Origin of the sequence: Arthrobacter sp. Bz4, from assembly GCF_003075455.1 — a bacterium.
Taxonomy (GTDB): domain Bacteria; phylum Actinomycetota; class Actinomycetes; order Actinomycetales; family Micrococcaceae; genus Arthrobacter_D.
Map to the genome: position 1 here is coordinate 1 of NZ_QDAE01000030.1, position 21,753 is coordinate 21,753.

Here is a 21,753-nt window from a genome sequence, read left to right on the forward strand (position 1 = left end):
TTCCGATTAGCGCGAGCCGATGAGTGCGCCTTCAGGATAGGCGACCTGGCATCGCAGTGGTCGTCGGACGGACCTCTCGACTTCGAGCAGGTCCGCCAAGGCGAGTATGTGCAGCTGTTCGTGACTCGGCTACGGCCGGCGCCACCTGAAGCGTCGCTGCTCTTCAGCGAGGCAGTGAACCACCTTCGCGCGACGATTGATAACGTCATCTGGTACCTTGTCGAACGCGAGCACGGAGAGCTTACGGGCTACCCTGCGACGTTGGTCAACATGCCGATCGTTCAGGCGCCCACATCCTTCGACAACTGGATACGTAAGAGAGTCCAGAATAAGATCAGCGCATTTGGCGAAGGAACCCCGTTGCATCAACGGATGCGCGCGCTTCAGCATTACGCTGACTTGCAGAGCAGCATCCCCTCGATGGGCGAGCTTCTGGCCAGGTTGACGGGTCAAGCGGTCGAACGGGCACACCCTCTACTTCTCCTGCAGGCGTACTCGAACTACGACAAACATCGTTCGATTCGCGTTGCAGTCGCCAGAACGTTCGGATCGAGCGACGCGACACCACTGGCCACTCAAAAACTCGATCATCAAGCAATCCGAGTGGGTGACGCTCTAGGCCCGAAAGTACGGTGGGGTCAACCAGCATCTCAGGATGCCAGCACAGCACTGATGGTCGAGAGGCCCAGCCCTTTCACTGCTTGGGTTAACCCGACGAAGGAACTAAACGCAATGAGGCGCCACGTCAGCGACGTCGTACTGCCCATCCTGCTTACGGGCTTGGAAATGCCGAATGGCCTACCGCCAAGAATCTCGTTGGGTGATGATGGACGATCCAACCGTGAGCGCTTGAATTCAGGAACACGGGAGGACGCAGAGGCCCGCATCGGCCCCGTTGTTCGAGCCCGGTATGAGGAAGCAATGGCGAAAGAACCCGAGTTTGCCCCCATTGCCGAAGATGCACCAGACGCTCCCCCTCCTGAATGGCACTGTTGAAGGTTTGATTGACTTTGCCTCTAGTCCTACGGAACGCCGATAACGTTCAATTACGTCAAGGGAGGCATGAAACTAGCCCGAAGATTCCCGAACCCTGTTGCGTACGGGTGTGTCCCAGCGCGTCACAAATGATGGGCGGGTGATCGCCCAATCAAATTCAGACCGCCTGGCTTCTGGCGTACGAACCCGAACCGCTCGTAGACAACGGCTATTCTCTCCGACGCTGCGGTTACAACGACTGGGACTGCGGCGGGAACGAAGTCCTCGATCGCGGTCCTCGCAAATTCAAGCCCGCTCATCCGCGCTCCTGGTGCGGACGCAAGTGCCTGCGCCACCCAGTAGGGCCCAGGCGGTCGGACCAATATCAGAGCTTGGCTTAGCGCGGAAAGGCTGCCGCCCGTTGATGTCGCCAAGAGCACGAGCCCGACCACCAACCAGAGAGGGGGCAGAAGCCCTACCCAAGGCACGATGGTGTCACCCAGGAGAGTGAGAGAAAACAGCCAGATCATAAATGCGAATAGTGAAGCGAGGAAAACAAGAACCATAGATCCGAAACGCTGCAGTGTCTTCTTAGTACTTCTGGCTTCAGTCAGAAGAATCACGGCATCGCGGGAGCTCGAGGTGATCACGTCCCCTGACGGCATGTACATCAGGAAGAGGAGAACGAGGATTGGCAGCGTTATCGCGGCTTGCAGCCGCTTTTGCCAAGCATTCCGAGGACTTTTTCCTCTGCTTAGTGTTAAGGACGTGTTCCAACTTAGCGGAAGCAGATCGACAATACGGGCGCGCTGCACTTCTATCTGACCGCTGGCGAGAGGTTCCATGAGACCTGATCCTACGGATTCAGCATGACGATACCTATTGTAAATTTGCTGCTGGATCAAACGGGCCTGCCGAGGGTTTACTTGGCGTATGCCCTTGGTTCCGCGGAGCGCCGAAAACACTTGCATACGTAGATTGGCTTGCCTTCCTGGGGAAAGAAGTCCTGATACCTACCCAAGAGTCGTAGCATGCATTCTCTAGCTGACGGCTTTCCTGAGTTCGTCGACGATTATCGTGGCCCTCCGGTCATCGCCAGCTTCCATCCAGTTCGTTACGAAGGCGATGCTGAGACCCAGTTCCGGTTCAGCAAACGAGACTTGACCACCAGCACCGTCGTGACCGAACCCGTCCGCGGAGACGTAGTGCCGCGCCTCCGAGTCGAGCTGAAAACCGGCTCCCCATCGGGGCCACGGGGCAGGTGCCGGGAACACCGGCGCTCCTTCGCTTCGTGCCTCGGTGGCCAGTTTGAGCACCGTCGGGTCGAGGCGACGGGTTGTGGCTGTGTCATGGATAACCGATGACCAGGCAGCCGACAGCCCTCGAGCGGTCGCGATGCCGCCAGCTCCGGGAAACAAACCAGCCCGGACGTCGGACCGGTTGAAACCGGAGTTCGGGCTGACCAGTTCCTGAGGGAAGGCCTCCCCCAGCGTCATCGCATGGATGGACCAGTCAATGACTCCGGGCTCGGCGGCAGCAATCTGCATTTGGACCAACTCGCGGAGACTTTCACCTGCCTCCAGGTGGGCAACGTTGGCCTGCTCGTTGGCAGGGACGCCCACCCGCAGGTCGGCGCCCAGTGGTCCCGTGAGGGTGTCAGCCAGGTACTCACCCGGCATCTTGCCGGTGACACGGCGGATAATCTCGCCCGTGATCCAGCCGTGCGTCAACGCGTGGTACCCGTACCCGAAACCGGGCGCCCACAGGGGTTCCTGTCCAGCAATCAAGCCAGTCATGGTGTCCCAGTCGAGCGCTTCCTCAAGGGTTACTGACCGTCGGGGTGCCGATACTCCCGCGCGGTGGGATAGCGCATCACCAATGGTGACCTTGTCTTTGCCGTGGGCGCCGAACTCCGGCCAGATGTCGGTGATCGGATTGTCATAGTCCAACCGACCGGCTTCAACGAGGCGGGCGATGAGGATCGACATGATCCCCTTGGTGCAGGAGAAGACGACCGTCGAAGTTTCGCTGGTCCAGGGTGTGGAATCGCGGGCGTCAGCCACTCCGCCCCACAGGTCAACCACCAGTTCTCCCTGGTGGTGGACCGCCAGGGCCGCGCCCATCCGGGGCTTGCCCTCGAAGGCGGCTGCAAAGGCGTCCCGCACCGAGGCGAAGCGCCCATCGACTGAGCCATGAATACCGTGCTTTTCGCTCACGCGCTGACCTTTGCTCGTGCAATTGAAACTGAAAGTGATCCATCCGTCGCCCAGGACAAGGGTAAAGGATCCGAGATACCGCTAATGAAGGTTCCATCCCTATCAACGTTCTCGAACGCCAGGAGCACCCACTCCCCCGATCGGGTTTGCACCGCGCGGCCAGCGTAGAGCTCATCGTGGGTCAGCTGAACCGCTGAAGCGGTAGCGAGAGGACGCTTCAGGGAATCCGAATCGAGCGGCAGCGCCCAGATGCCGCCCTGCACTCCGTCCGCCTCGCGCGCTCCGGTCAGGTGATCGGTATCGCAGGAGAAGAGAAGCACTGGCCTGTCCTCGATGGTCACCAGCTGGACCACTTCGATGTGGGCGAACCCTGCACCGGGTTGACTCAGCGGCGGCTGGGTAGTCCATTGCTCGAGATCGGTTGACGTCGCGTGACCGATGACGCCCCGGTCCCGCCCAACGCCCGATCGCGATCGTGCGGTGAGGAGCATGTGCCACAGGCCGGTGGCATCGCGGTGAATCCACGGATCGCGCCATGTCTCCTCATGCCAGGTGGCATCGGTGAGAGTCTCATACCAGCGCGGGTCCGCCGAGATGGGGTCGGTCTGCTTAATCCAGGACGAAAGATCGGAAGAGAGAGCCCGCCCAACCGTTTCCACGTTCGTCACCGCGTGCGGGGACAGGAAGCGTGAACCGGTGTAGAACATGTTCCACACCCCGTCGTCACCGCGGACAACGCTGCCGGTCCAGGTGGCGCTGCCATCAAAGGAGCCGGACTCCCCCGGCTCAAGCACCACTCCGTGGTCCTCCCAAGTCGTCAGGTCCGTCGAGGTGGCGTGCCCCACGCGGGCGTTCCGGTGCCGGAGATTGGGATCCCCCAGCGACTTCGGGGCATGGAGGTAGAAGAGGTGGTGCGTGTCGCCGTCGTCGGCGTGCCAGAAATCCCAGACCCAGTGGTCGGCGAGAGTGAAGCTCATGGTGATGATCCTTGGTTGAAGCGGGAAGTGAAGCGGCGTCAGCCCTTGACGGCACCCTGAAGCAGCGCACGGACAAACTGGCGCTGGAAGGCGGCGGCCATGAAAGCTACTACGGCAACGGCTCGACGGCGGCCAGAGCGCCGTCGTGGTGAATTCATAGGTGACTCCTTCGTCGACGATTCTCTTCAGGAGATCCACAGTGATAAATGCTAAATCAATTCAGCACCCAGCTTGGAGCCTATTCGGCGATTACGCAAGTGGTTTGCCAAGTCGTTATGGAGAGCTAGCATCGAGCAGGAGGAACTAATGACAACCAGGCGTGTGACCCTTGCCGACGTCGCACGTCGGGCTGGTCTGTCCTCGTCTGCCGCGTCCATGATTCTCAATGGCCGCCCGGACACCAGGCTGTCCAACGACGCCCACGACCGCGTCCACCGCGCCGCCGCGGAGTTGGGGTACCGGCCGAATGTGGCGGCCCGCAGCCTCCGGGTGGATAAGACCCAAACGATCGGGTTCATCTCCGACACCGTCGCATCCACGCGTTTCGCCAGCGGTTTAATCAAGGGAGCGCTGGCCGCCGCCGAACAGGCGGAGCACGTCATCCTGCTGGCCGAGACCGGCGGTGACCCAGCCCGCGAGACAGAAGCCATTGCCGCGCTGCTGGACCGGCAGGTGGACGGCATCGTCTTCGCGACCATGCGTTCCCGGGAAGTGGTGGCTCCCGTCCTCCCGGATAACACTCGCCTGGTACTGCTCAACGCCACCAGCGACAGCCACTCGACGTCGGTCCTGCCCGATGAGAAACGCGGTGGACGAGCGGCTGTGTCACTGCTGGCCGACGCCGGCCACCGCGAGGGCATCGTCCTCCTGGGCCACAACCAGGAGATCGAGCGGGATGTCTTCCGGTCGACCACCGTCGCACGGCGTCTGGCGGGGATTCGGGCAGAAATGCAGGACCGCGGGTTGACCTTCGAGCGGGAGGAATCGATCTGGGAATGGGCACCCCAGCAGGGGTTCACCGCGGTGGAGTCGCTCCTCGCTGAACCTTTACTCCCGCGAGCGCTGCTGTGCCTCAACGACCCCCTCGCCTTCGGCGCCTATCAAGCGCTGACGGAGCGTGGGCTCCGGGTGCCCGACGACGTCTCGATCGTCTCGTTCGATAACGACGAAATTGCCTCGTACCTTCGTCCCGGGCTGACAACGATCGCCCTTCCGCACGAGGGAATGGGCGCCCGTGCCGTCGAACTACTGTTGGACGGGACGGCTCCTCACGGCGAGCATCTCGTGGAGATGCCCGTCATCGTGCGCGCCTCCATCCGGCAGGTCTAGCCGCTCCCCGAAGGCCGAAGGTCAGGGCTTTAGTCCCTGTCGAGGCTTTTTGGGCGGGTCTTTACTGGGAGGACCATAGGTCCCTGCGGGGACCGTCGCGTTTCCCTAGCTCTGGAGGACTTGGCATGTCTGATCTGTCGAGGTGGTCCCCGTTGGACCTGCTCAATTCAATGGACCGCCTGTTTGATACCAAACGGGGTGCGTCGCCGATCCGCGTAGAGGAATATGTTGACGGCGACCATCTGGTAGTCAAGGCAGAAGTACCCGGCGTCGATCCCGATAAGGACATCGAAATCACCCTGAACGAGGGGTTCCTGAACATCCGTGCCGAACGGAGGGAACATGAGGAACACAAAGACGGGGACGATTATCACTCCGAGTTCCGCTACGGCTCCTTTAGCCGCACTGTCCCGCTTCCCGCCGGGGTCAAGGAAGAAGACATCAAGGCCCAGTACGTCAACGGAGTACTCGAGGTACGCCTACCGGTACCGAAAGAACCCGCTGAGGCCCCCGCACCGAAGAAGGTCCCCATCAGCCGCGGCTGACCGGGGAAACCCGCACCGCCTATGCCGTGCGCGACGTCGGCAACTTCACCGACGCCGACAACCACCTGACTAACCGAGAGGAACGTGACATGGACCGCGTCATCGACAAAGTGGCACTGATCAGTGGGGGTGCGCGCGGCATCGGAGCCGCAGTGGCTGCCCGTTTACATGGCGAAGGAGCCAAGGTTGTCATCGGGGACGTCCTCGACGCGGAAGGCCAGCAGACCGCGGAACGGATAGGCTCCGGGGTTCACTACGTGCATCTGGATGTGACCAACCCTCAGGACTGGGAAGCAGCAGTCGGCGCTGCCGTTGAGATGTTCGGTGCTTTGGATGTGGTGATCAACAATGCCGGCGTTGTGGATTTCGCACCCATCGAGGACTACACGCTGGAGCAGTGGGACCGGGTTATCGGTATTAATCTGACGGGTACGTTCATCGGGATCAAATCCTCAATCGCAGCACTCAAGCGGTCCAGGGGCGCTTCGATAGTGAACATCTCGTCGATAGCCGGGATCCGGGGCTATGAGGCGATCTCGGCCTACACTGCCTCGAAGTTCGGTGTGCGCGGGCTTACCAAGAGCGCCGCACTTGATCTGGGGCGCTACGGAATCAGAGTCAACTCCATTCATCCGGGTGTCATTTCCACCCCCATGACCGAAAACGTGCCCATCGACATGAGCCGGGTCGCACTCGGCCGGGTGGGCCACCCAGGAGAAGTGGCCAACCTTGTCCTCTACCTAGCGTCCGACGAATCGTCCTTCGTGACAGGAGCCGAGTTCGTCATCGACGGCGGTGACACCGCCGGAACTGTTACCCCTGCCGATGGCAGCCGGTAAATCCACAGTCAGCGCACGCGACTGCGCCCTCCGCGATCCCGCTGGCAACCTCATCCGTTTCAATCAGCTCGCCTAGTCAACAGCGCCACCCTCGCGTACGTAGTCTCTAGGAGGCGATGAGTTCGGATGCGGAGAGCCTGCCATCACGCATGGTGGCTACAGCATCGGTGAGGGGAACGAATTCGGTGTCGTGGGTGACCATGACGGTTGCCACCCGGAATTCGCGGGTGATGCTGCACAACAACCGGATGATCGAATCGGATCGCTCATGGTCCAGGGCCGCCGTGGGTTCATCGACTAGCAGCACTGATGGTTCTCCCATCAGAGCCCGGGCAATGTTGACGCGCTGACGCTGCCCACCGGATAGCTGATGTGGGCGGCGGCTGGCAGCATCGGACAGGCCAACAACGTCGAGCATTTCCATTGCCCGGGGGCGGGCGACTCGAGGCGCGGTGCCACGCAGGTGTTCTCCGATGATGAGCTGCTCCATGGCCGTGAGCGATGCCAGAAGGTTGGGCTGTTGAAAGATGATGCCCACCTCCTCGCGGCGCAGTGTTGTTCGGTCCTGATCGGTCAGCGCAGTGGCGTCGATTCCGTTGATAGCGAGGTGCCCGCTAGTTGCGCGGACAAGGGTCGCCGCGACCGCCAGCAGACTGGATTTACCGGAGCCCGACGGTCCGACCAGTGAGGTAATCGTTCCGGCGGCGACTGCAAAGTTGACGTTGTCCAGGGCCTTGAGGGTGCCCGAGTCGCCATCGGGGTATTCAAGGGTCACGTTGACCAGATTCAGGGCGGGTGTGTTGTTTGCGTACATTGGGTGTCCCTCTTTGCTCGGTGAAAGGCTATCGATGGTTTTAGTTGCCGCCGAGGGCGATCAGCGGGTCGATCCTGGTGACGCGGCGGACCGCCAGCACTGATCCGACCAAACCCAGCACAACGATGCCGACGATCGGGACGAGAGTGGTGGCTGGTGAGATCGTGAAGGGTGCGGCCTGGACGGCGATGAATCCGCCACCCAACCCCAAGACCCCTCCGAGGCTGGCGCCCGCAACCAGGACAATCGCTGCCTGGGTCATCGCGTCACCGAGGATGTATTTGTTGGAGCCACCCAAGGCCTTGAGAACAGCGATGTCGCGGGTGCGCTGGACTGTCCACACGGTGAGAAAGGCGACAATCACCAAAGCCGAAATCCCGTAGAGGAAACCCTGCATCATCTTCAGTGATCCGTTTTCCGATCCGAAGGAGGCCAGGGCGCCGAAGCTCTCCGTCGTCGTCGTACTGGTGGTTCGGGCCGCACCGTCAATGTCTGGCAGTTGGCCCGCGGCGTCGTCGTAAGTGGCGGCGATGACCGTTCCGATGACATTCGGGTCAGAGACTCGCGAGAGGTTCTGCCAATCCGTCAGGGTTGTCCAAACTACCGGGGTGTGACTGTACCACTGATCGTCGATGATGGCTGCCACCTGGAGATCGGTGCCGTTGATCCTGGCGGTATCCCCGACAGCGAGCGACAGGTCGGTGGATAGCTGCCGGCTGACAACCACGCTACCGGCGCGCAGTTGGCCCGGTGCAAGCGCACCATCCGGGACGGCCCCAAAAACCGCGGCGTTGGAAGTCCCCCCGGATTGGATCCGAACCTGACTGATGCCCAAGGCTTCCGCCTTCAGGACTCCGTCAGCCTGTTGCCAGACGCGGAGCTGATCGGCGCTCACCTGGGATTCCGTGTAGGAAGCTTTCGGCTCATCGCCGTCGGGAGCGCCGAACGCGATGGTTGTAGCGTCGAGATGCTCGATCCCAGACGTCGATTGATTTGCCAGCCCGGCGGTCAGACCGGACAACATGACCAGGAGGAGAGTGATCAGCGCAACTACGGATCCCATCAGGGCAAAACGTCCCTTGGCGAAACGAATATCTCGTAGTGCTAAAAACATGCTTTGTTCCTCTTTCGGTGCAGGTGAGCTGGTAGGTCGGTAGCCTCTAAGGGCCTATATCCACTCTGAGGTGAACTGCCTGCCGGCACATCGTGATCACGGTTGATTGGCTGACATGGAGGGGATGACCCAGCGATCAATCGTTTGGTTGATGCCCGCCGGATACCGCCCCGATAAGCTGGACACATGACCGCTCCTACTACTCCGGTGCCCGAGGTTCACACCGGAGCAGCAGTACTGAAAGTGCTGCGGGTGAGCCTTCATCTGGGTTTCGCAACACTCCTCGTTGTCGGCACCGTCAGCACAGTGGCCACACCCCAGCGGGCGGCCAGCTGGATGGTCATCATGATTTCTGCCGTTCTGGGTGCGCTTTACCTCGCCGGGACACTGGCCGAGAAGCGCGCGGCTGACGGAGAGATACCGCCCTGGAGGTTGGAACCTCGCCGCTACAGCAAGATCTGGCTGGCCAGTGTGACCTTGCTCTGGCTGGTCCTTCTAGTGCTCAGCGCAGACTTTTCGTGGCTCGCTTTTCCCCTGTTTTTTCTTCACCTTCATCTGCTTCATACCAGGCACGCGATTGTTGCCGTCCTCCTGATGACCGGTGCGGTGTCGGCGGCCCAATGGAACCACAGTGGTGAACTGCATGCGGCAATGATTATCGGGCCCGGGCTTGGTGCCGTCTTTGCCGTGGTCATGGCGATGGTCTACGAAAGCCTCTACTCCGAGGGAGTCAACCAGCGCCGAGCACTGGATGAACTACGCAACACCAGAGCGGCCCTTGCCCGAACCCAACATGAATCGGGGGTCCTCGCTGAACGTGAGCGTCTGGCTCGGGAAATTCACGACACCCTGGCGCAAGGGCTCTCCAGTATTGTTCTGATTTCCCGCGCCGCTGAAGCGTCGCTCGAGGCCGGGTCAACCGCGCTCACGAAGGAAAGAATTCGCACCATTCAGGTGACGGCCTCAGAGAACCTCGACGAAGCACGACGTTTTGTCCGCGGCCTGAGCTCCAACAATGCCAACGCCGACTCACTCGTGACCCGGCTACGCCGAATCTGCGCCACGGCCGAACGTCAGGCCGCAGCGCACGGTTCATCCCTGAGGTGCCGGTTTGAGCTCGACGGCGAACCTGTCCAGTTGCCCCCACCGTATGAAGTCGCCCTCCTGCGAGCCGCCCAATCCACCCTTTCCAACGTTGATCAGCACGCCCAGGCCAGCACCGCCGTCGTGACGCTCGGGTTCCTCGGACCGGATGTCACCCTGGATGTTTACGACAACGGCACCGGATTCGATGCCCCGGCTACCCTCTCAGATCCGCCGCTTCGGTCCGACGGCACAGGATTCGGCTTGCAATCTGTGCGCCAACGGGTCACCTCCATGGGTGGGGTGGTGGACATTGAGTCAACCGTTGGTGAAGGGACAGTTGTCGCTATCCGTCTTCCCCTGGCCCCTTTCGACAACGAAGAATCCCATGCCTGAGATCAGGGTTCTCCTCGTCGATGATCACCCAGTGGTTCGTGCCGGGCTAAGAGCCATGCTCAGCGATTTCGAAGGCATCACGGTGGTTGCGGAGGCCTCCGACGGGGCCGAAGCGTTGTCTGCCCTCAGCCGGGCGACGAGTCTGGCCGAGCCGGTGGATGTTGTTCTCATGGACCTGCAGATGGGCGCTGGAATGGATGGTGTATCGGCTACCCGGGAAATCAGGAAGCTCGATTCCGCACCACCCGTGCTCATTCTGACGACGTACGATTCGGATGCCGACATCATGGCCGCGGTCGAGGCCGGGGCCAGCGGATACATGCTGAAGGACGCGCCGCCGGAACAAATCCGCCAGGCCGTGCAATCCGCCGCGGCAGGCCAGACCGCGCTCGCCCCTCAAGTGGCAGCCCGGCTGATGGGGCGGATCCAAAATCCCGCACCCTCGTTGAGCAGCCGGGAGGTGCAAATCCTTGGTCTCCTCGCGACCGGAATGACGAACCGTCAAATTGCCAAAGACCTCTTCATCAGTGAAGCCACGGTCAAAACCCACCTCGTCCACATTTACGAGAAGCTAGGCGTCGACAACCGCACAGCAGCTATTTCCGCTGCGAGGAAACAACGAGTCATCCGCACCTAAGGTTTGTCGCGGATGGCCTACTGCCGACCAACGCAGGGCCCGTAATACCGGCACCAGTGGCGTCCCCGCCCACTGGCACCGGCAGTCTGCGGACGTTGAGTTACACGTTGTGCGACTTCGGTGCCCCCATCCCGGGATCAATTTGATGTGGACCGGAGGCCGAGGGGCGGACATCGAAGTGGAAGATCGACGTCGGGAGGTACACCGTTGAGCAGGAGTTGGGGATATCCACCACACCGGACAGCCTGCCCTCAATCGGCGCCGACCCCAGCAGCAGGTAGGCCTGCTCCGGGCTGTAGCCGAACTTGGTGAGGTAGTCGATGGCGTGCAGGCAGGCCCGCTGATAGGACAGATGGGAGTCGAGATAGTGCTGCTTCCCATCCAGGGTTACCGAGGTGCCGGAGAACGCAATCCATTCGTTGTAGCGGGGGTCGACGATGCCCGGCATGAAAATGGCGTTCTCGCTCACCCCGTAGGTTTCCATTCCGCCCTTGATGACATCGACCCGGAGGTCGATGAAACCGCCCATCTCGATGGCACCGCAGAAGGTGATTTCGCCGTCGCCCTGGGAGAAGTGGAGATCTCCCAATGACAGGTTCGCCCCGTCCACGAATACAGGGTAAAAGATCCTGGTCCCCTTCGACAGATTCTTGATGTCCTGATTGCCGCCGTTTTCCCGGGGCGGCGCTGTGCGCGCAGCCTCCCCCGCAACCCGATCAAACTCCGACACCGGAAGGCCACCGAGCACCGCGAATTGCGGCTCGGGCGGGAGGGCCAACGGCGGTACCCGGTTGGGATCGGTGGCGATCAGGTCACCCTCGCGCTTGTTCCACTTGGCAAGGAGCTCGGCGGATGGAGCGGTTCCCATCAGGCCCGGGTGGATCAGCCCCACATAGGAGACCTCGGGTACGTGCCGTGAGGTGGCCACCTGGCCGGAGAAGTCCCAGATCGCCTTATAGGCGTCGGGAAACTGCTCGGTGAGAAAGCCGCCGCCGTTGTTCCGCGAGAAGATGCCGGTGTACCCCCAGCCCTGCCCAGCCAACGGACCGGAGTCTTCCTGCGGGATCGGTCCGACGTCGAGAATGTCGACGACCAGGAGGTCGCCGGGCTTTACGCCTTCGACGGCGAAGGGGCCGCTGAGCTTGTGGACAGTCATCAGGGGTGCGTTGAGGATGTCGTCGGCGGAGTCATCGTTGACGATCGCGCCGTCGAACCACTCTCGGCAGTGGACCCTGAAGGAGTCACCCGGTTTGACGGTCGCCACCGGGGGGATCTCCGGGTGCCACCGGTTGTGGCCAATCTTTTCCTGATCCTCGAACTTCTTGGCGGAGTCGAGTGGAAATATGACGTCGGGCATTTCATCTCCTCTGGGTTGGCCGCACACCGTGGGTCAGGGACGCGGCAGCTTACTGTGAAGTGGATTGGTCGTGTAGGGCTGGCTCTTGCGTTTGGACCTGGACGGCAACGCTCCGCTGACCACCGCCGGTTCTGAGGCGCTGCGTTCCGATGAATCAATGAGCTGGAAGGCCGACGAGCCAGCCTTGGACAGGTTGGGCGCGCTCATCTTCCGTCGGGACGCGCCCCCACAGGTAGGACAGGATTGCTGATCGGAGGCCGCGCTCATCGGGCTGATGACCTCGAAGATGCTGCATTCGGGGCACCGGTATTCGTAGATCGGCATCGGTCAGGCTGTCCTTTCTGTGGGTTGTTTCCTACGCAGGCGCCACGGCTTGGTTTTCCTGCGATGCTTTGCCCCGCGGGATGCCTCGGCGCCCCAGGAAGAAGGCTGCGCCCAGAGCGGCTGCGGCAGCAATTGCTACCAGGACGGCGTACCCGTCATTTGTCTCGTACCTGCCGGTCAGGAGAAAGAACGCGGGAATGGTCCCGGTGATGTGCGCGACGAAGATGGTGAACCAGCCCGTGGTGAAGGTCAGGGAATCCCGCCCCAAGCCAAGCAGGAGGAAGAAGAGGAACCAGAGGACGGCCCACGTCAACCAGATCACCCCGAACACGGGGTCGCCCACCAGGGTGAACTGGAGGATGCCGATCACCACGGCGCAGGCTGCAACAAAGACGGAGAACCACCCCAAGCCTTCGCCGCTGATCCCGGTCATCTGGATTATCCCGACATAGAGATAAGTGAACCCGAACAGATACAGCCCTGCCGCACCGAAGATGATCGCCAGATCGTTGTTGGACTGAATGAGGATGATGGTCGGGAAGACTACCTGCATGACCCCGACGAAGAAGTTGAGGATGGCCGCGGACTTGCCCGGGACCAGCCCAATCAACATCAGGCCATTCATGAAGAGAACCGCGCCGACGTACAACAAACCAACACTGCTCATGGCACTCCTCGTACAACGAAGAGGGAAACTTTGAAATAGGGAAGCCACTTCGAGTCAGCCGCAGGGCTGGCACAAAGTGGCGAGAGCGATCAAAGGTATGGACTTGTGATGGAGACGTTAGTAGGGCGGAAATCTGCTGTCAATGGCTTGCTGCTTCTAGCCTCCGCCACTCTCGCCGGGGTGGGGTGCCGGGCTGGAGCTGGACTCCTGGTTGGGTGCCCGGCCCGGAACAAGTGCCCACAGCGACGGCAACAGGATGCAAGCTCCGACGGTGTAAGCGAAGTCCTCGATGGGGGCCAGCGCCAGCCGGATGCCGAGAATGAGGTCAGGGTTGTAGTCCACAATGCCAGCGGCGATCAACACGTTGTCGAACACCGCAGTTGCCAGCAGCAGCACGATCAGAGTGATTCCGATTGCCCGCCGGCTGGGAAGCAGCTGGCTCCGCGTCCAATAGGCCCAGGCTGCAATCGCCAGAATTGGGATGAGGAAGATGATGTTGAGGATTAGATATGTCACGCCGCCGCCTTTCGCTCCCGGACGGCGACCGCGCCCAGCACATTGAGGGTGGTGTAGCACAGCAGCGCGAGGAAGAACGGTTCCTCAAGGGGCAGCTCGGGGGCGAGAAGAATTCCCGTCATGAGGTCGGTAACGCCGCGAAAGAAGATCCCGAGCGCGATACCGAAGAGGTCCCAGATGATGAAAAAGACAATCCCGAGGGTCATGGTCCAGAAGGCTTTGCGGGCGTCCCGCCAGAACGTGAGGCGAAATCTCCAATCCAGGAGCACCGAACCACCGAGCGAGAAGAGAAGCGCGCCAAGATAGACCAGACTCATGTTCCCCCGCCAACCGTCCGCTGGTTACTGCCGGCAACCCCTAATCGTGTGCACATGTACCTTATTCTTCCCCACCGTCTAAGCGCTGACGCGCACCACCAATTCCGGAGACAGACGCAGACTCTTCGGGGCGCCCGGCGGGATCATTCAGTACCCGCAGTTAACTGCAGCGACCCTGGTGCGGGCAACGAACGCACTCAGCTGAACCGTCGCCGTCGTCAGGTGCCCCGTTGGCGCCGCAGCCCCCAAACGCTTGACAGATTTTGCCCCTCGTCTCATATTCAAAGGGCATCAGTAACCAAAGGGGCGACCGTGACCACCAGGGCTTCAGCTCGCGAGTACCTTTCCGGGCGCCTCCGGGACATCTTCGCCTCCTATTCGAATGTGCGGGAAATACGGATGTTCGGCGGCGTCTCGTTCATGGTGAATGACCGCATGGCTGTTGCCGCCGATCGCTCCGGTGACCTACTGGTACGCGCAAACCCAGAGGAGTATGACAACCTGCTTCGCCGCGGCGCAGTGCCAGCGCTCATGGGCAAAGAAAAGCCCATGGGGCGCGGATGGCTGACAGTGTCACGCGACCAGCTCGACGACGAAGCGGAACTGGCCTACTGGGTCACCATCGGCGTCGAATCGGGAAAGATCGGCTCGGCAAACGCGTCAGGGTGACAACAGCCCTTGATCGATGCAGCAGGCAATCTTGACCATGCGGGTCGGATCACCGGCGTTCACCGCTCGCGGTCAACGATCTGACCGCCGTTGCCAGATTGCACTTATTTCAGATATGTCAGATAATAAGTGCAAGTAAAAAGAGGAGATGTTGTCATGGCGGCTCTAACAGCCATCCAAAATGTTCGAACTATCGATGTGACCACCTCGCAGAGCGAGGAAGCAAAAGAGGTATCGCGCCGCTTTGACGAAGTGGATCCTGGCGACCTTCAGATTAAGATCGAATCTTCTTCCGGGGAGGCAATTGTCGTGCCCGATGGACTCAGTGACCTGCTTCAGACTGTGGTGCGTTTGGCCGCTGCTGGCCAGCCCTTCGGTATTACCCAATTCCCAAAGGCCCTCACCAGTGTGGAAGCAGCGAAGATGCTGGGCATCTCGCGCCCTACCCTGTTGAAACTCGCTGCCTCTGGGCAGATCGCTTCTCATAAGGTGGGGTCACATACCCGTTTTAACCGGTCCGATCTTCGTTCACTGGCCGAGTCGCGCCTTGCTGATCAGAGAAAGTCCTTCGGAGATCTACTGGAATTCGAAGATTCGTTGGGATTCGACAAAGATTAGTTCTGACCATAGCCACGGCCCCCGGAACTGCATAGGCTAGCCCTTATGCAGCCGGGGGCCACGCTTATCTTCCTTGACGCGAACATCCTCTATTCGCGAACTCTTAGAGACTGGTTCGCTCTGATTGCTCTAAATTCCGGCCCCGAAGGCATCGGGTTGCGATGGAGCGAGGACGTATTAGCTGAGTGGCTCTACAATCGCCGACGTAGAAACCCCGCCGCCTCCGATCAGGACATCGGACTTTGGCGCAAGAAGTTGACCGACGCGTTTCCCGAAGCAGTGATCCGAGGCTACGATATCGACCCGACTCTCGTCGAGGGCAAAGATAAGTTTGATGCGCATGCGTTAGCTGCTGCAGATCATGGGTGCGTCGATTACCTGGTCACCAACAACTATGAAGATTTCTTTCCTTACGCGGATCTATTTGAATTCGAAACCTATGTGGCCGATGACATGCTCTGTCTCATTATGGAGCGTCGGTCAGACGCCGTGCTAGCCGCCCTAAGGATGCAGTCCCAATATTGGGGTTGTCGTGATGGCTCGAAAACACTTGTCGCTGCGTTAGTCGATGCTGGGGCACCAAACTTCGGCACACACATTCAATCGGTGCTAACCAGAATGGCAATATCGGGCGAATATTAGATCCAGGTTTCCTGGACGAGGACGCCAGCACCGGTTTGATTGACACGCTCGCGCTCACCGTGACCTCGTCCTCCAATAGCCTTTCAGACTGTTGCAGGGTCCTTTTCTTCGTTTCGCTCCGTGGGATTGCTCCGGGGGCGAATTGTCGCCGTGGTGTTGCCGCTGGCGCTGCTGGCGTCGGGGATCACCACGTTCGAGACCCGCCGCCGGCCTGAAAGCTACCGTCTGAGCGCCTTCCGGGCGAGTACGTTGCCGAGCAGCTGCACCGCCTGCACCAACAGGATGATCACGATCACCGCTGCCCAGGTGACCCAGGGGTTGAACTGCCGGTAACCGTATTGGATGGCGAAGTTGCCCAACCCGCCGCCGCCCACGTACCCGGCAACCGCTGACATGTCGACCAGCGCCACGAAGATGAACGTGTACCCGAGGATCAGCGGGCCGAGGGCTTCGGGGATAAGGATGGTCAGGATGATGCGGAGGCGCCCGGCCCCGACGGATCGCGCCGCCTCGATCACGCCCGGTTGGACAGTCAGGAGGTTCTGTTCAACGATGCGGCTGATCCCGAATGCGGCGGCCAGCGACAGGGTGAAGATGATGGCGCTGTTGCCGATTCCGGTTCCGGTGACCGCCCTGGCCAGTGGTTGTGCCGCGGCGAGGAAGATGATGAACGGGATGGGCCTGAAGATGTTCACGATGATATTCAGGGTGCTGAACACGGCGCTGTTGCCGAGGATACTGCCGGCTCGGGTGGTGTAAAGCCCGATGCCGAGCAGCAGTCCGCCGAGGCCGCCAAAGAACAGGCTGAACCCGACAATGTAGAGGGTCTCGTAAGTGGCGACCCACAGCTCCGGGGTGAGGTCAATGAGGGAATCCATCAGCTGAGCTCCTTCACAGTGATGCGACCGGACAGCCCGGTCAGCGCAGCGTCGACCGCGCCGTCGGGCCCGGTGAGTGCGAGGGTGAGATGGCCGAATGCGCGGCCCCGAATGTCGTTGATGCCGCCGTAGATCAGTTCGAACTCGACGCCGGCGGCCGCCAACTCGAGGAAGACCGAGGCTTGCGAGGAGTCGCCGTCCCGGAAGGAGAAGGTGACGATCCGGCCGGTGTGCCGCTCCTGGAGAACCGCGAGTTCGTCGGGTGAGGGGATCCCCCGGACCACGGTGGAAACGAACCGTTGGGATGAGGCCTCGCGCGGATTGGAGAAGACGTCGAACACATCGCCCTGCTCCACGATCCGGCCGCTGTCCATCACCGCCACCTTCGTGGCGAGGGTCTGGATGACGTCCATTTCGTGGGTGATCACCACTATGGTGATGCCCAACTCCTCATTGACCCGCCGTAGCAGGCGCAGCACCTCATGGGTGGTCTCGGGGTCCAACGCCGACGTCGCCTCATCGGCGAGCAGGATTTTTGGCGAGGTGGCGAGTGCCCTGGCGATGCCGACGCGCTGTTTCTGGCCGCCGGACAGCTGTTCGGGGTAGTTGGAGGCCTTATCGGCCAGTCCCACAAAGTCGAGGAGTTCGGTGACGCGCGCCTGGATTTCGTCGCGGCTCTTCCCAGCGACGCGCAGGGGGTAGGCGACGTTGTTCCAGACTGTTTTGGCGTTGAACAGGTTGAACTGCTGGAAGATCATCCCGATGTCGAGACGTAGTTTGCGCAGTTGCCGGTCCGGGACGTTGGTGACCTGCTGGCCGTCGACAATGATGGTGCCGCTGCTGGCCTTTTCGAGAGCGTTGATCAGGCGGACCAGGGTGCTTTTCCCGGCCCCCGAGTAGCCGATGATCCCGTAGATCTCTCCAGCCTCGATGTCGAGGCTGACGTTGTCAATCGCGTGCACCGGAGCGTCGCCGCGGCGGCCCGGAGGGAAGCTTTTGGTAACTCCCTGCAAGGAAATGAGTGGCATGGTGTTCCTTGATAAACGGCCCTGCGGCCAGCCGGGATCGCCAGCTGGCCGCAGGGCAGGGAGGGCTGGTTAGCCTTGGGCGCGGGTGTCTTCCTCGACGGTGTCGAGGGTGGTCTGCAGCTCATCGGGGGTGACCTGAAGGAACTCGGCGGTCCCGCCCGAGGTCTCCTGGACGGCGTCCTGCACCTCCTGGTTTTCCTGGTAGATGCTGATCAGCTTCTGGTACGTCTCGTTGCCCTCTTCGCCGGCGCGGGCGGCGAACACGTTCACGTACGCGACGGCGGCAGGATCGGTCGGATCGTCCTGGGCAATGGCGTCCTCGAAGTTCAGGCCAGCGTCCTGGACAAAGTCGTTATTGATGATGGCGGCGGCGACGTCGGGCAGCGAGGTGGGGGTCAGCGACGCTTCGAGCGTGGTGACGGTGACCTTGGACGCGTCCTCATCAATGTCGTCGATCGTCGAGAAGGCGCTGCCGCCGTCGTCGAGCACCACCAGACCGGCGGACTGAAGGACCAGCAGCCCGCGGGCGAGGTTGCTCTCGTCGTTGGGGACAGCAACCGTCGATCCTTCGGGGATTTCCTCCACCGACCCGTACTGGGTTGAGTACAGGCCCAGCGGGTAGATGGCCGTGGAGCCGATCGGGGCCAGCTCCTCTCCGCTGGATACGTTGTAGCGGGCCAGGTACACCAGGTGCTGGAACTGGTTGAGGTCCAGTTCACTTTGCTTAGCGCGGGGTTGGGCTGGGTGTATTCGGCGAAGTCGATGACCTCCAGCTCGATGCCTTCCTCGGCAGCGGCCTCGGTGAGCAGGCCCCATTCCGGGTCGCTGGCGCCGACGACGCCGAGCTTGATGCTTTCATTTCCGGAACCGGACTCGCCCGAGCCACCACATGCCACAGTGAGGGCGAGGAATGGGGCAACGGCGATAGTGAGAAGGGTGCGGGATTTCATGGGGTTTTTCCTTTGAACGGGGTACGTCAGTGGGGTCCGGTCGGCCGATAACATTGGCCAGGCGTTACCACTGGACAGGCAGATAGGCAGGAGTGAAGTGCTGCGATAACTGCAGCGACATTCGGGGAGTTTCCTCGGGGTTACATGCTGGCTCGCTTCAAGATGGCGGGCGGTATCCACGACGACCCCTCGGCGGGGTCAATTCTGGATACGCCGTACTTGCCGTCCGGGGACTTGTTCCGGCGGCCGAATCTTAACCTGGAGCACCCCGCTACGGGAGAGGGTTGCTGGTCAACCGGCCAGGGCCGTTGGTTGACACTCTTGATTCTGGAGATCACGCTAGGGCAGAAAATTTGTTGGGTCAAAACCTGGCCGTTACCGGTCGTCATAAATGACTTGCGCGCACCCGTTCCGTTCGTCGGTCGGGCATGCGAGGATCGCCTTCATGGATGAAGAGTCGATCACTCAGGTTCTCGAACAGTATGCTGCAGCCGTATTCGGGAAGGATGTTGATGCCCTGCTGGCCCTGTATGACGACGACGTCCGGGTTTTCGACTTATGGGACGTGTGGAGCCACCAGGGTGCAGACCCGTGGCGGGAATCAGTGGCCGGGTGGTTCGCTTCGGTGGGGGATGAGCGTGTCGGGGTGGACTTCGATGACGTTCAGACTCTGGTTACCGAGGACCTGGCAACCGTGCACGCCATCATCACCTACCGCGACATTGGGCCCGACGACGTCGAACAGGACTCCATGCAGAACCGCCTGACCTGGGTTCTGGGGCGCCGCGACGGTGACTGGAAAATTGTGCACGAGCACACGTCAGCGCCGGTCAACGGCGAGACTTTCAAGGTCAACCTGCAACGCTACTGACCAACCAGTTGGGGTTCTCCCAGGCGCATATTATCGGGCCGCGGAATGAACCACGGTTCGAGGTCCTCCGCCGACATGGGGCGGGTGTAGAAGTAGCCCTGCGCGAGGTCGCAGTCCAGCTCGGTCAGCGCGTGTAGCTGGGCTGGCATTTCAACGCCTTCGGCGACGGCGATCAAATTCGTGGCGTGGGCGAGCTGGATGCAGGACGCGACAATCGCATGGTCCTTGCTGTCGGTAGTGAGCCCGGCAATGAAGGAGCGGTCAATTTTCAGTTCGTCGATCGGAAAGCGCTTGAGATAGGTGAGGCTGGAATGGCCAGTACCAAAATCGTCGATTGCCAACCTGACGCCCAGGGCCTTGAGAATTTCGAGGGTCCGCAGCGCGGCAACTGGATCCGCGGTGAGCGCCGTTTCGGTGATTTCCAGGGTCAGGAGCCCCGGAGCAACACCATGGCGTTCAAGCGCTTCAGTGACCATTTCTTCGAGGCGGGGATCGCTGAGCTGGATGGCTGAGATATTGACTGACATTCGTACTGGGGGCCGTCCCGCCGCAGATCGGTGCCATGCGGCCTGTTGCGCGACGGCAGCGTTGATCACCCAGGCTCCGAGCGGCAGGATAAGCCCGGATTCTTCGGCGAAGTCGATGAAAGCTGAAGGTGCCAGCAGGCCCTTATTGGGGTGATCCCAGCGCACCAGTGCCTCGAATCCGTTCATCTGGCCGCTGACGAGGTCAATCTGGGGCTGGAAGAAGAGGCATAACTCTCCGTCCTCGATGGCACGGCGCAGTTCACCGCGGCGATTCAGCTGGCTGTCGTCGGGATCGCTGTGCATGCTGCACTCCACCTCGCAGCGGTTACGGCCCCGCTTCTTGGCCTGGTGCAGTGCCGCGGCAGCCCGACCCACCAGCCGGTCAGGGTTGTCAGTTTCGCTGGCCATCGAAACGCCAATACTGACCGTGATTTCAATGCTGGTCCCGCCAACCGCCATCGGCGCGCTCAGGGCCTCCAATAGCTCGGCGGCCACCGACTGCGCCTCCCCGGCGTCGGCGAAGTCAGCCAGTACCGCAAATTCGACACCCGACAACCGAGCGACGACTGCAGATGGGTGCACCGCGGCACGGATCCGCTGCGCGACGATACTCAGAGTCTCATCCCCAGCAGCGATCCCCAGACCGACATTGACCGTCCGGAAGAAGTCCAGGTCCACGATCAATAGTCCTCGGCGCTGTTTCCTGCCGGCCCGCTTTGCAAGGCAGAGCTGAAGCTCCGCCAGAAATCCACCCCGATTGAGCAATCCGGTGAGCGAATCATGGGTCATCAAATAATCGAAGCTAACCTTTGCCTGTGCAGGATTTCTGGCCTGTTCAAGGACACAGCTTCGCACTTCGGCGAGCGCCCGTGTGTAAGAACTGCTGTGATCAGACGCCAACTCTTCATCGGTCAGGCCGGTAGGGGTTTCGTCGCTTGATGAATGGCTATTGGTGCTTGGTACTGGATCGAGCATGGGGGCGATTCGCTTTCCTGGTCATTCGACCGGAGTCTAAGGTTCAGCGACCGGGATATCTCAGGCCACAGAGTATTGCCTAGAAGGGCTTCGCTATCTACCAATCCGCGATGCGGATACAGGGTAGTCGCTTGTGAGCCTGCAGGACGGAAGTGGTCAACGGGAATGGCTGAATCCCATGAGAGCCTTCTTTCGTTCGAAACGGATGGAAGAGATCACGGCGTGCGCCAAAGCGTCCGATTTGCCAAATAATCGTTATTCTTCACAATTCCGATTCCTATTTCAGTGTAACCGCGACTTGAAACAAAGTCGGCTTATTTCGTTGATCCTGTGGCAATCCTGCGCGGCTCCTCGCTTCGGTCCCCTCCCAAAAGGAATACCCGGTTTCAGGACTCCTACAATCGCCCGTTCGGGAACACGGCTTTGCCTAACGAGTTCCGCACGGCTTGCCCGGTCCGGTGGGCAATTCAGGCAGCGGTGGGCAACTTT

22 protein-coding genes, 1 pseudogene and 1 riboswitch are annotated in these 21,753 nt (G+C 60.9%); of the genes and pseudogenes, 10 read left to right on the forward strand and 13 right to left on the reverse strand.

Going from position 1 to position 21,753, the window contains the following annotated elements; genetic code table 11:
- A partial coding sequence (locus DDA93_RS14830; protein ID WP_116779182.1) for a hypothetical protein occupies window positions 1-996 on the forward strand: 996 nt, incomplete at its 5' end.
- A gap of 1,019 nt (window positions 997-2,015) precedes the next feature.
- On the opposite strand, the gene DDA93_RS14840 is transcribed toward DDA93_RS14830, so the two are convergent.
- The gene (locus tag DDA93_RS14840; protein ID WP_024475871.1) at window positions 2,016-3,191 is read right to left on the reverse strand and encodes a serine hydrolase domain-containing protein; all 1,176 of its coding nucleotides are present in this window, start codon (window positions 3,189-3,191) and stop codon (window positions 2,016-2,018) included.
- Window positions 3,188-4,168, reverse strand: coding sequence for a glycoside hydrolase family 68 protein (locus DDA93_RS14845; RefSeq protein WP_024475872.1), 981 nt, complete (start codon window positions 4,166-4,168; stop codon window positions 3,188-3,190). Before DDA93_RS14845 ends, DDA93_RS14840 begins: the two co-directional genes overlap by 4 nt.
- Before the next feature lie 306 nt (window positions 4,169-4,474).
- On the opposite strand from DDA93_RS14845, the gene DDA93_RS14850 reads away from it, so the two are divergent.
- The 3 genes from DDA93_RS14850 to DDA93_RS14860 all read left to right on the forward strand — a co-directional run bounded on the left by DDA93_RS14850 (window position 4,475) and on the right by DDA93_RS14860 (window position 6,881).
- A complete protein-coding gene (locus tag DDA93_RS14850; protein WP_024475873.1) occupies window positions 4,475-5,497 on the forward strand; it encodes a LacI family DNA-binding transcriptional regulator in 1,023 nt (340 codons plus the stop codon).
- A gap of 125 nt (window positions 5,498-5,622) precedes the next feature.
- Window positions 5,623-6,042 (forward strand): Hsp20/alpha crystallin family protein, encoded by a 420-nt coding sequence (locus DDA93_RS14855; protein ID WP_024475874.1) that lies wholly within the window; start codon window positions 5,623-5,625, stop codon window positions 6,040-6,042.
- 26 nt (window positions 6,043-6,068) lie between these two features.
- Window positions 6,069-6,881, forward strand: a complete 813-nt coding sequence (locus tag DDA93_RS14860) for a glucose 1-dehydrogenase (protein ID WP_337587486.1) — start codon at window positions 6,069-6,071, stop codon at window positions 6,879-6,881.
- A 106-nt stretch (window positions 6,882-6,987) separates the two neighbouring features.
- On the opposite strand, the gene DDA93_RS14865 is transcribed toward DDA93_RS14860, so the two are convergent.
- Both DDA93_RS14865 and DDA93_RS14870 read right to left on the reverse strand, forming a co-directional pair.
- Window positions 6,988-7,695 carry an ABC transporter ATP-binding protein gene (locus DDA93_RS14865; protein ID WP_024475876.1) on the reverse strand — a complete coding sequence of 236 codons (708 nt, stop codon included), beginning with the start codon at window positions 7,693-7,695 and terminating at the stop codon, window positions 6,988-6,990.
- A gap of 40 nt (window positions 7,696-7,735) precedes the next feature.
- Window positions 7,736-8,809, reverse strand: coding sequence for an ABC transporter permease (locus DDA93_RS14870; RefSeq protein WP_024475877.1), 1,074 nt, complete (start codon window positions 8,807-8,809; stop codon window positions 7,736-7,738).
- Window positions 8,810-8,995: 186 nt separating this feature from the next.
- Here DDA93_RS14870 and DDA93_RS14875 point away from each other — a divergent pair, with 186 nt between their 5' ends.
- Both DDA93_RS14875 and DDA93_RS14880 read left to right on the forward strand, forming a co-directional pair.
- Window positions 8,996-10,288 carry a sensor histidine kinase gene (locus tag DDA93_RS14875; RefSeq protein WP_116779183.1) on the forward strand — a complete coding sequence of 431 codons (1,293 nt, stop codon included), beginning with the start codon at window positions 8,996-8,998 and terminating at the stop codon, window positions 10,286-10,288.
- A complete protein-coding gene (locus DDA93_RS14880) occupies window positions 10,281-10,925 on the forward strand; it encodes a response regulator transcription factor (protein WP_116779184.1) in 645 nt (214 codons plus the stop codon). The genes DDA93_RS14875 and DDA93_RS14880 overlap by 8 nt, the downstream gene beginning before the upstream one ends.
- 100 nt (window positions 10,926-11,025) lie before the next feature.
- Here the strand turns inward: DDA93_RS14880 and fmdA are convergent, their stop codons facing one another.
- The 5 genes from fmdA to DDA93_RS14905 all read right to left on the reverse strand — a co-directional run bounded on the left by fmdA (window position 11,026) and on the right by DDA93_RS14905 (window position 14,106).
- The gene (gene fmdA / locus DDA93_RS14885; RefSeq protein WP_116779185.1) at window positions 11,026-12,282 is read right to left on the reverse strand and encodes a formamidase; all 1,257 of its coding nucleotides are present in this window, start codon (window positions 12,280-12,282) and stop codon (window positions 11,026-11,028) included.
- Between the two features lie 33 nt (window positions 12,283-12,315).
- Entirely contained in the window at window positions 12,316-12,606 is a 291-nt protein-coding gene (locus DDA93_RS14890; protein WP_024475881.1) for a zinc ribbon domain-containing protein, read from the reverse strand.
- Between the two features lie 31 nt (window positions 12,607-12,637).
- A complete protein-coding gene (locus tag DDA93_RS14895) occupies window positions 12,638-13,273 on the reverse strand; it encodes an AmiS/UreI family transporter (RefSeq protein ID WP_019484186.1) in 636 nt (211 codons plus the stop codon).
- Window positions 13,274-13,429: 156 nt separating this feature from the next.
- Window positions 13,430-13,789 carry a lycopene cyclase domain-containing protein gene (locus DDA93_RS14900; RefSeq protein ID WP_116779186.1) on the reverse strand — a complete coding sequence of 120 codons (360 nt, stop codon included), beginning with the start codon at window positions 13,787-13,789 and terminating at the stop codon, window positions 13,430-13,432.
- A complete protein-coding gene (locus tag DDA93_RS14905; protein ID WP_019484184.1) occupies window positions 13,786-14,106 on the reverse strand; it encodes a lycopene cyclase domain-containing protein in 321 nt (106 codons plus the stop codon). The genes DDA93_RS14900 and DDA93_RS14905 overlap by 4 nt, the downstream gene beginning before the upstream one ends.
- Window positions 14,107-14,418: 312 nt before the next feature.
- Between DDA93_RS14905 and DDA93_RS16380 the strand changes: the two genes are divergently transcribed.
- The 3 genes from DDA93_RS16380 to DDA93_RS14920 all read left to right on the forward strand — a co-directional run bounded on the left by DDA93_RS16380 (window position 14,419) and on the right by DDA93_RS14920 (window position 16,035).
- A complete protein-coding gene (locus DDA93_RS16380) occupies window positions 14,419-14,775 on the forward strand; it encodes a TfoX/Sxy family protein (protein WP_165802654.1) in 357 nt (118 codons plus the stop codon).
- A 156-nt stretch (window positions 14,776-14,931) separates the two neighbouring features.
- The gene (locus DDA93_RS14915) at window positions 14,932-15,393 is read left to right on the forward strand and encodes a helix-turn-helix domain-containing protein (protein ID WP_019484175.1); all 462 of its coding nucleotides are present in this window, start codon (window positions 14,932-14,934) and stop codon (window positions 15,391-15,393) included.
- A 45-nt stretch (window positions 15,394-15,438) separates the two neighbouring features.
- Window positions 15,439-16,035 carry a PIN domain-containing protein gene (locus tag DDA93_RS14920; RefSeq protein ID WP_116779188.1) on the forward strand — a complete coding sequence of 199 codons (597 nt, stop codon included), beginning with the start codon at window positions 15,439-15,441 and terminating at the stop codon, window positions 16,033-16,035.
- 218 nt (window positions 16,036-16,253) lie between these two features.
- Here DDA93_RS14920 and DDA93_RS14925 read toward each other — a convergent pair whose 3' ends face one another.
- The 3 genes and pseudogenes from DDA93_RS14925 to DDA93_RS14935 form a co-directional block, all read right to left on the reverse strand.
- Complete coding sequence (locus tag DDA93_RS14925; RefSeq protein ID WP_019484173.1) at window positions 16,254-16,913, reverse strand: methionine ABC transporter permease; 660 nt, start codon at window positions 16,911-16,913, stop codon at window positions 16,254-16,256.
- Window positions 16,913-17,941, reverse strand: coding sequence for a methionine ABC transporter ATP-binding protein (locus DDA93_RS14930; RefSeq protein WP_019484172.1), 1,029 nt, complete (start codon window positions 17,939-17,941; stop codon window positions 16,913-16,915). The genes DDA93_RS14925 and DDA93_RS14930 overlap by 1 nt, the downstream gene beginning before the upstream one ends.
- A 69-nt stretch (window positions 17,942-18,010) precedes the next feature.
- Window positions 18,011-18,891 (reverse strand): annotated as a pseudogene (locus DDA93_RS14935) (MetQ/NlpA family ABC transporter substrate-binding protein).
- 210 nt (window positions 18,892-19,101) lie between these two features.
- Window positions 19,102-19,218, reverse strand: a riboswitch (SAM riboswitch).
- Between the two features lie 118 nt (window positions 19,219-19,336).
- On the opposite strand from DDA93_RS14935, the gene DDA93_RS14940 reads away from it, so the two are divergent.
- On the forward strand, window positions 19,337-19,762 hold the full coding sequence (locus DDA93_RS14940) for an SgcJ/EcaC family oxidoreductase (protein ID WP_116779189.1): 426 nt from the start codon (window positions 19,337-19,339) through the stop codon (window positions 19,760-19,762).
- Here the strand turns inward: DDA93_RS14940 and DDA93_RS14945 are convergent.
- A complete protein-coding gene (locus DDA93_RS14945; RefSeq protein WP_165802655.1) occupies window positions 19,756-21,078 on the reverse strand; it encodes a bifunctional diguanylate cyclase/phosphodiesterase in 1,323 nt (440 codons plus the stop codon). The genes DDA93_RS14940 and DDA93_RS14945 overlap by 7 nt on opposite strands.
- Between the last annotated feature and the right edge of the window lie 675 nt (window positions 21,079-21,753).

Bases quoted from the DNA above. Each gene is read 5' to 3' on its own strand.
- DDA93_RS14920 (WP_116779188.1), top strand. From the start codon at position 15,439: ATGCAGCCGGGGGCCACGCTTATCTTCCTTGACGCGAACATCCTCTAT.
- DDA93_RS14855 (WP_024475874.1), top strand. From the start codon at position 5,623: ATGTCTGATCTGTCGAGGTGGTCCCCGTTGGACCTGCTCAATTCAATG.
- DDA93_RS14845 (WP_024475872.1), bottom strand. From the start codon at position 4,168: ATGAGCTTCACTCTCGCCGACCACTGGGTCTGGGATTTCTGGCACGCC.
- DDA93_RS14945 (WP_165802655.1), bottom strand. From the start codon at position 21,078: ATGACCCATGATTCGCTCACCGGATTGCTCAATCGGGGTGGATTTCTG.
- DDA93_RS14865 (WP_024475876.1), bottom strand. From the start codon at position 7,695: ATGTACGCAAACAACACACCCGCCCTGAATCTGGTCAACGTGACCCTT.
- DDA93_RS14895 (WP_019484186.1), bottom strand. From the start codon at position 13,273: ATGAGCAGTGTTGGTTTGTTGTACGTCGGCGCGGTTCTCTTCATGAAT.
- DDA93_RS14925 (WP_019484173.1), bottom strand. From the start codon at position 16,913: ATGGATTCCCTCATTGACCTCACCCCGGAGCTGTGGGTCGCCACTTAC.
- DDA93_RS14890 (WP_024475881.1), bottom strand. From the start codon at position 12,606: ATGCCGATCTACGAATACCGGTGCCCCGAATGCAGCATCTTCGAGGTC.
- DDA93_RS14905 (WP_019484184.1), bottom strand. From the start codon at position 14,106: ATGAGTCTGGTCTATCTTGGCGCGCTTCTCTTCTCGCTCGGTGGTTCG.
- DDA93_RS14875 (WP_116779183.1), top strand. From the start codon at position 8,996: ATGACCGCTCCTACTACTCCGGTGCCCGAGGTTCACACCGGAGCAGCA.
- DDA93_RS14880 (WP_116779184.1), top strand. From the start codon at position 10,281: ATGCCTGAGATCAGGGTTCTCCTCGTCGATGATCACCCAGTGGTTCGT.
- DDA93_RS14870 (WP_024475877.1), bottom strand. From the start codon at position 8,809: ATGTTTTTAGCACTACGAGATATTCGTTTCGCCAAGGGACGTTTTGCC.
- DDA93_RS14940 (WP_116779189.1), top strand. From the start codon at position 19,337: ATGGATGAAGAGTCGATCACTCAGGTTCTCGAACAGTATGCTGCAGCC.
- fmdA (WP_116779185.1), bottom strand. From the start codon at position 12,282: ATGCCCGACGTCATATTTCCACTCGACTCCGCCAAGAAGTTCGAGGAT.
- DDA93_RS14850 (WP_024475873.1), top strand. From the start codon at position 4,475: ATGACAACCAGGCGTGTGACCCTTGCCGACGTCGCACGTCGGGCTGGT.
- DDA93_RS14915 (WP_019484175.1), top strand. From the start codon at position 14,932: ATGGCGGCTCTAACAGCCATCCAAAATGTTCGAACTATCGATGTGACC.
- DDA93_RS14930 (WP_019484172.1), bottom strand. From the start codon at position 17,941: ATGCCACTCATTTCCTTGCAGGGAGTTACCAAAAGCTTCCCTCCGGGC.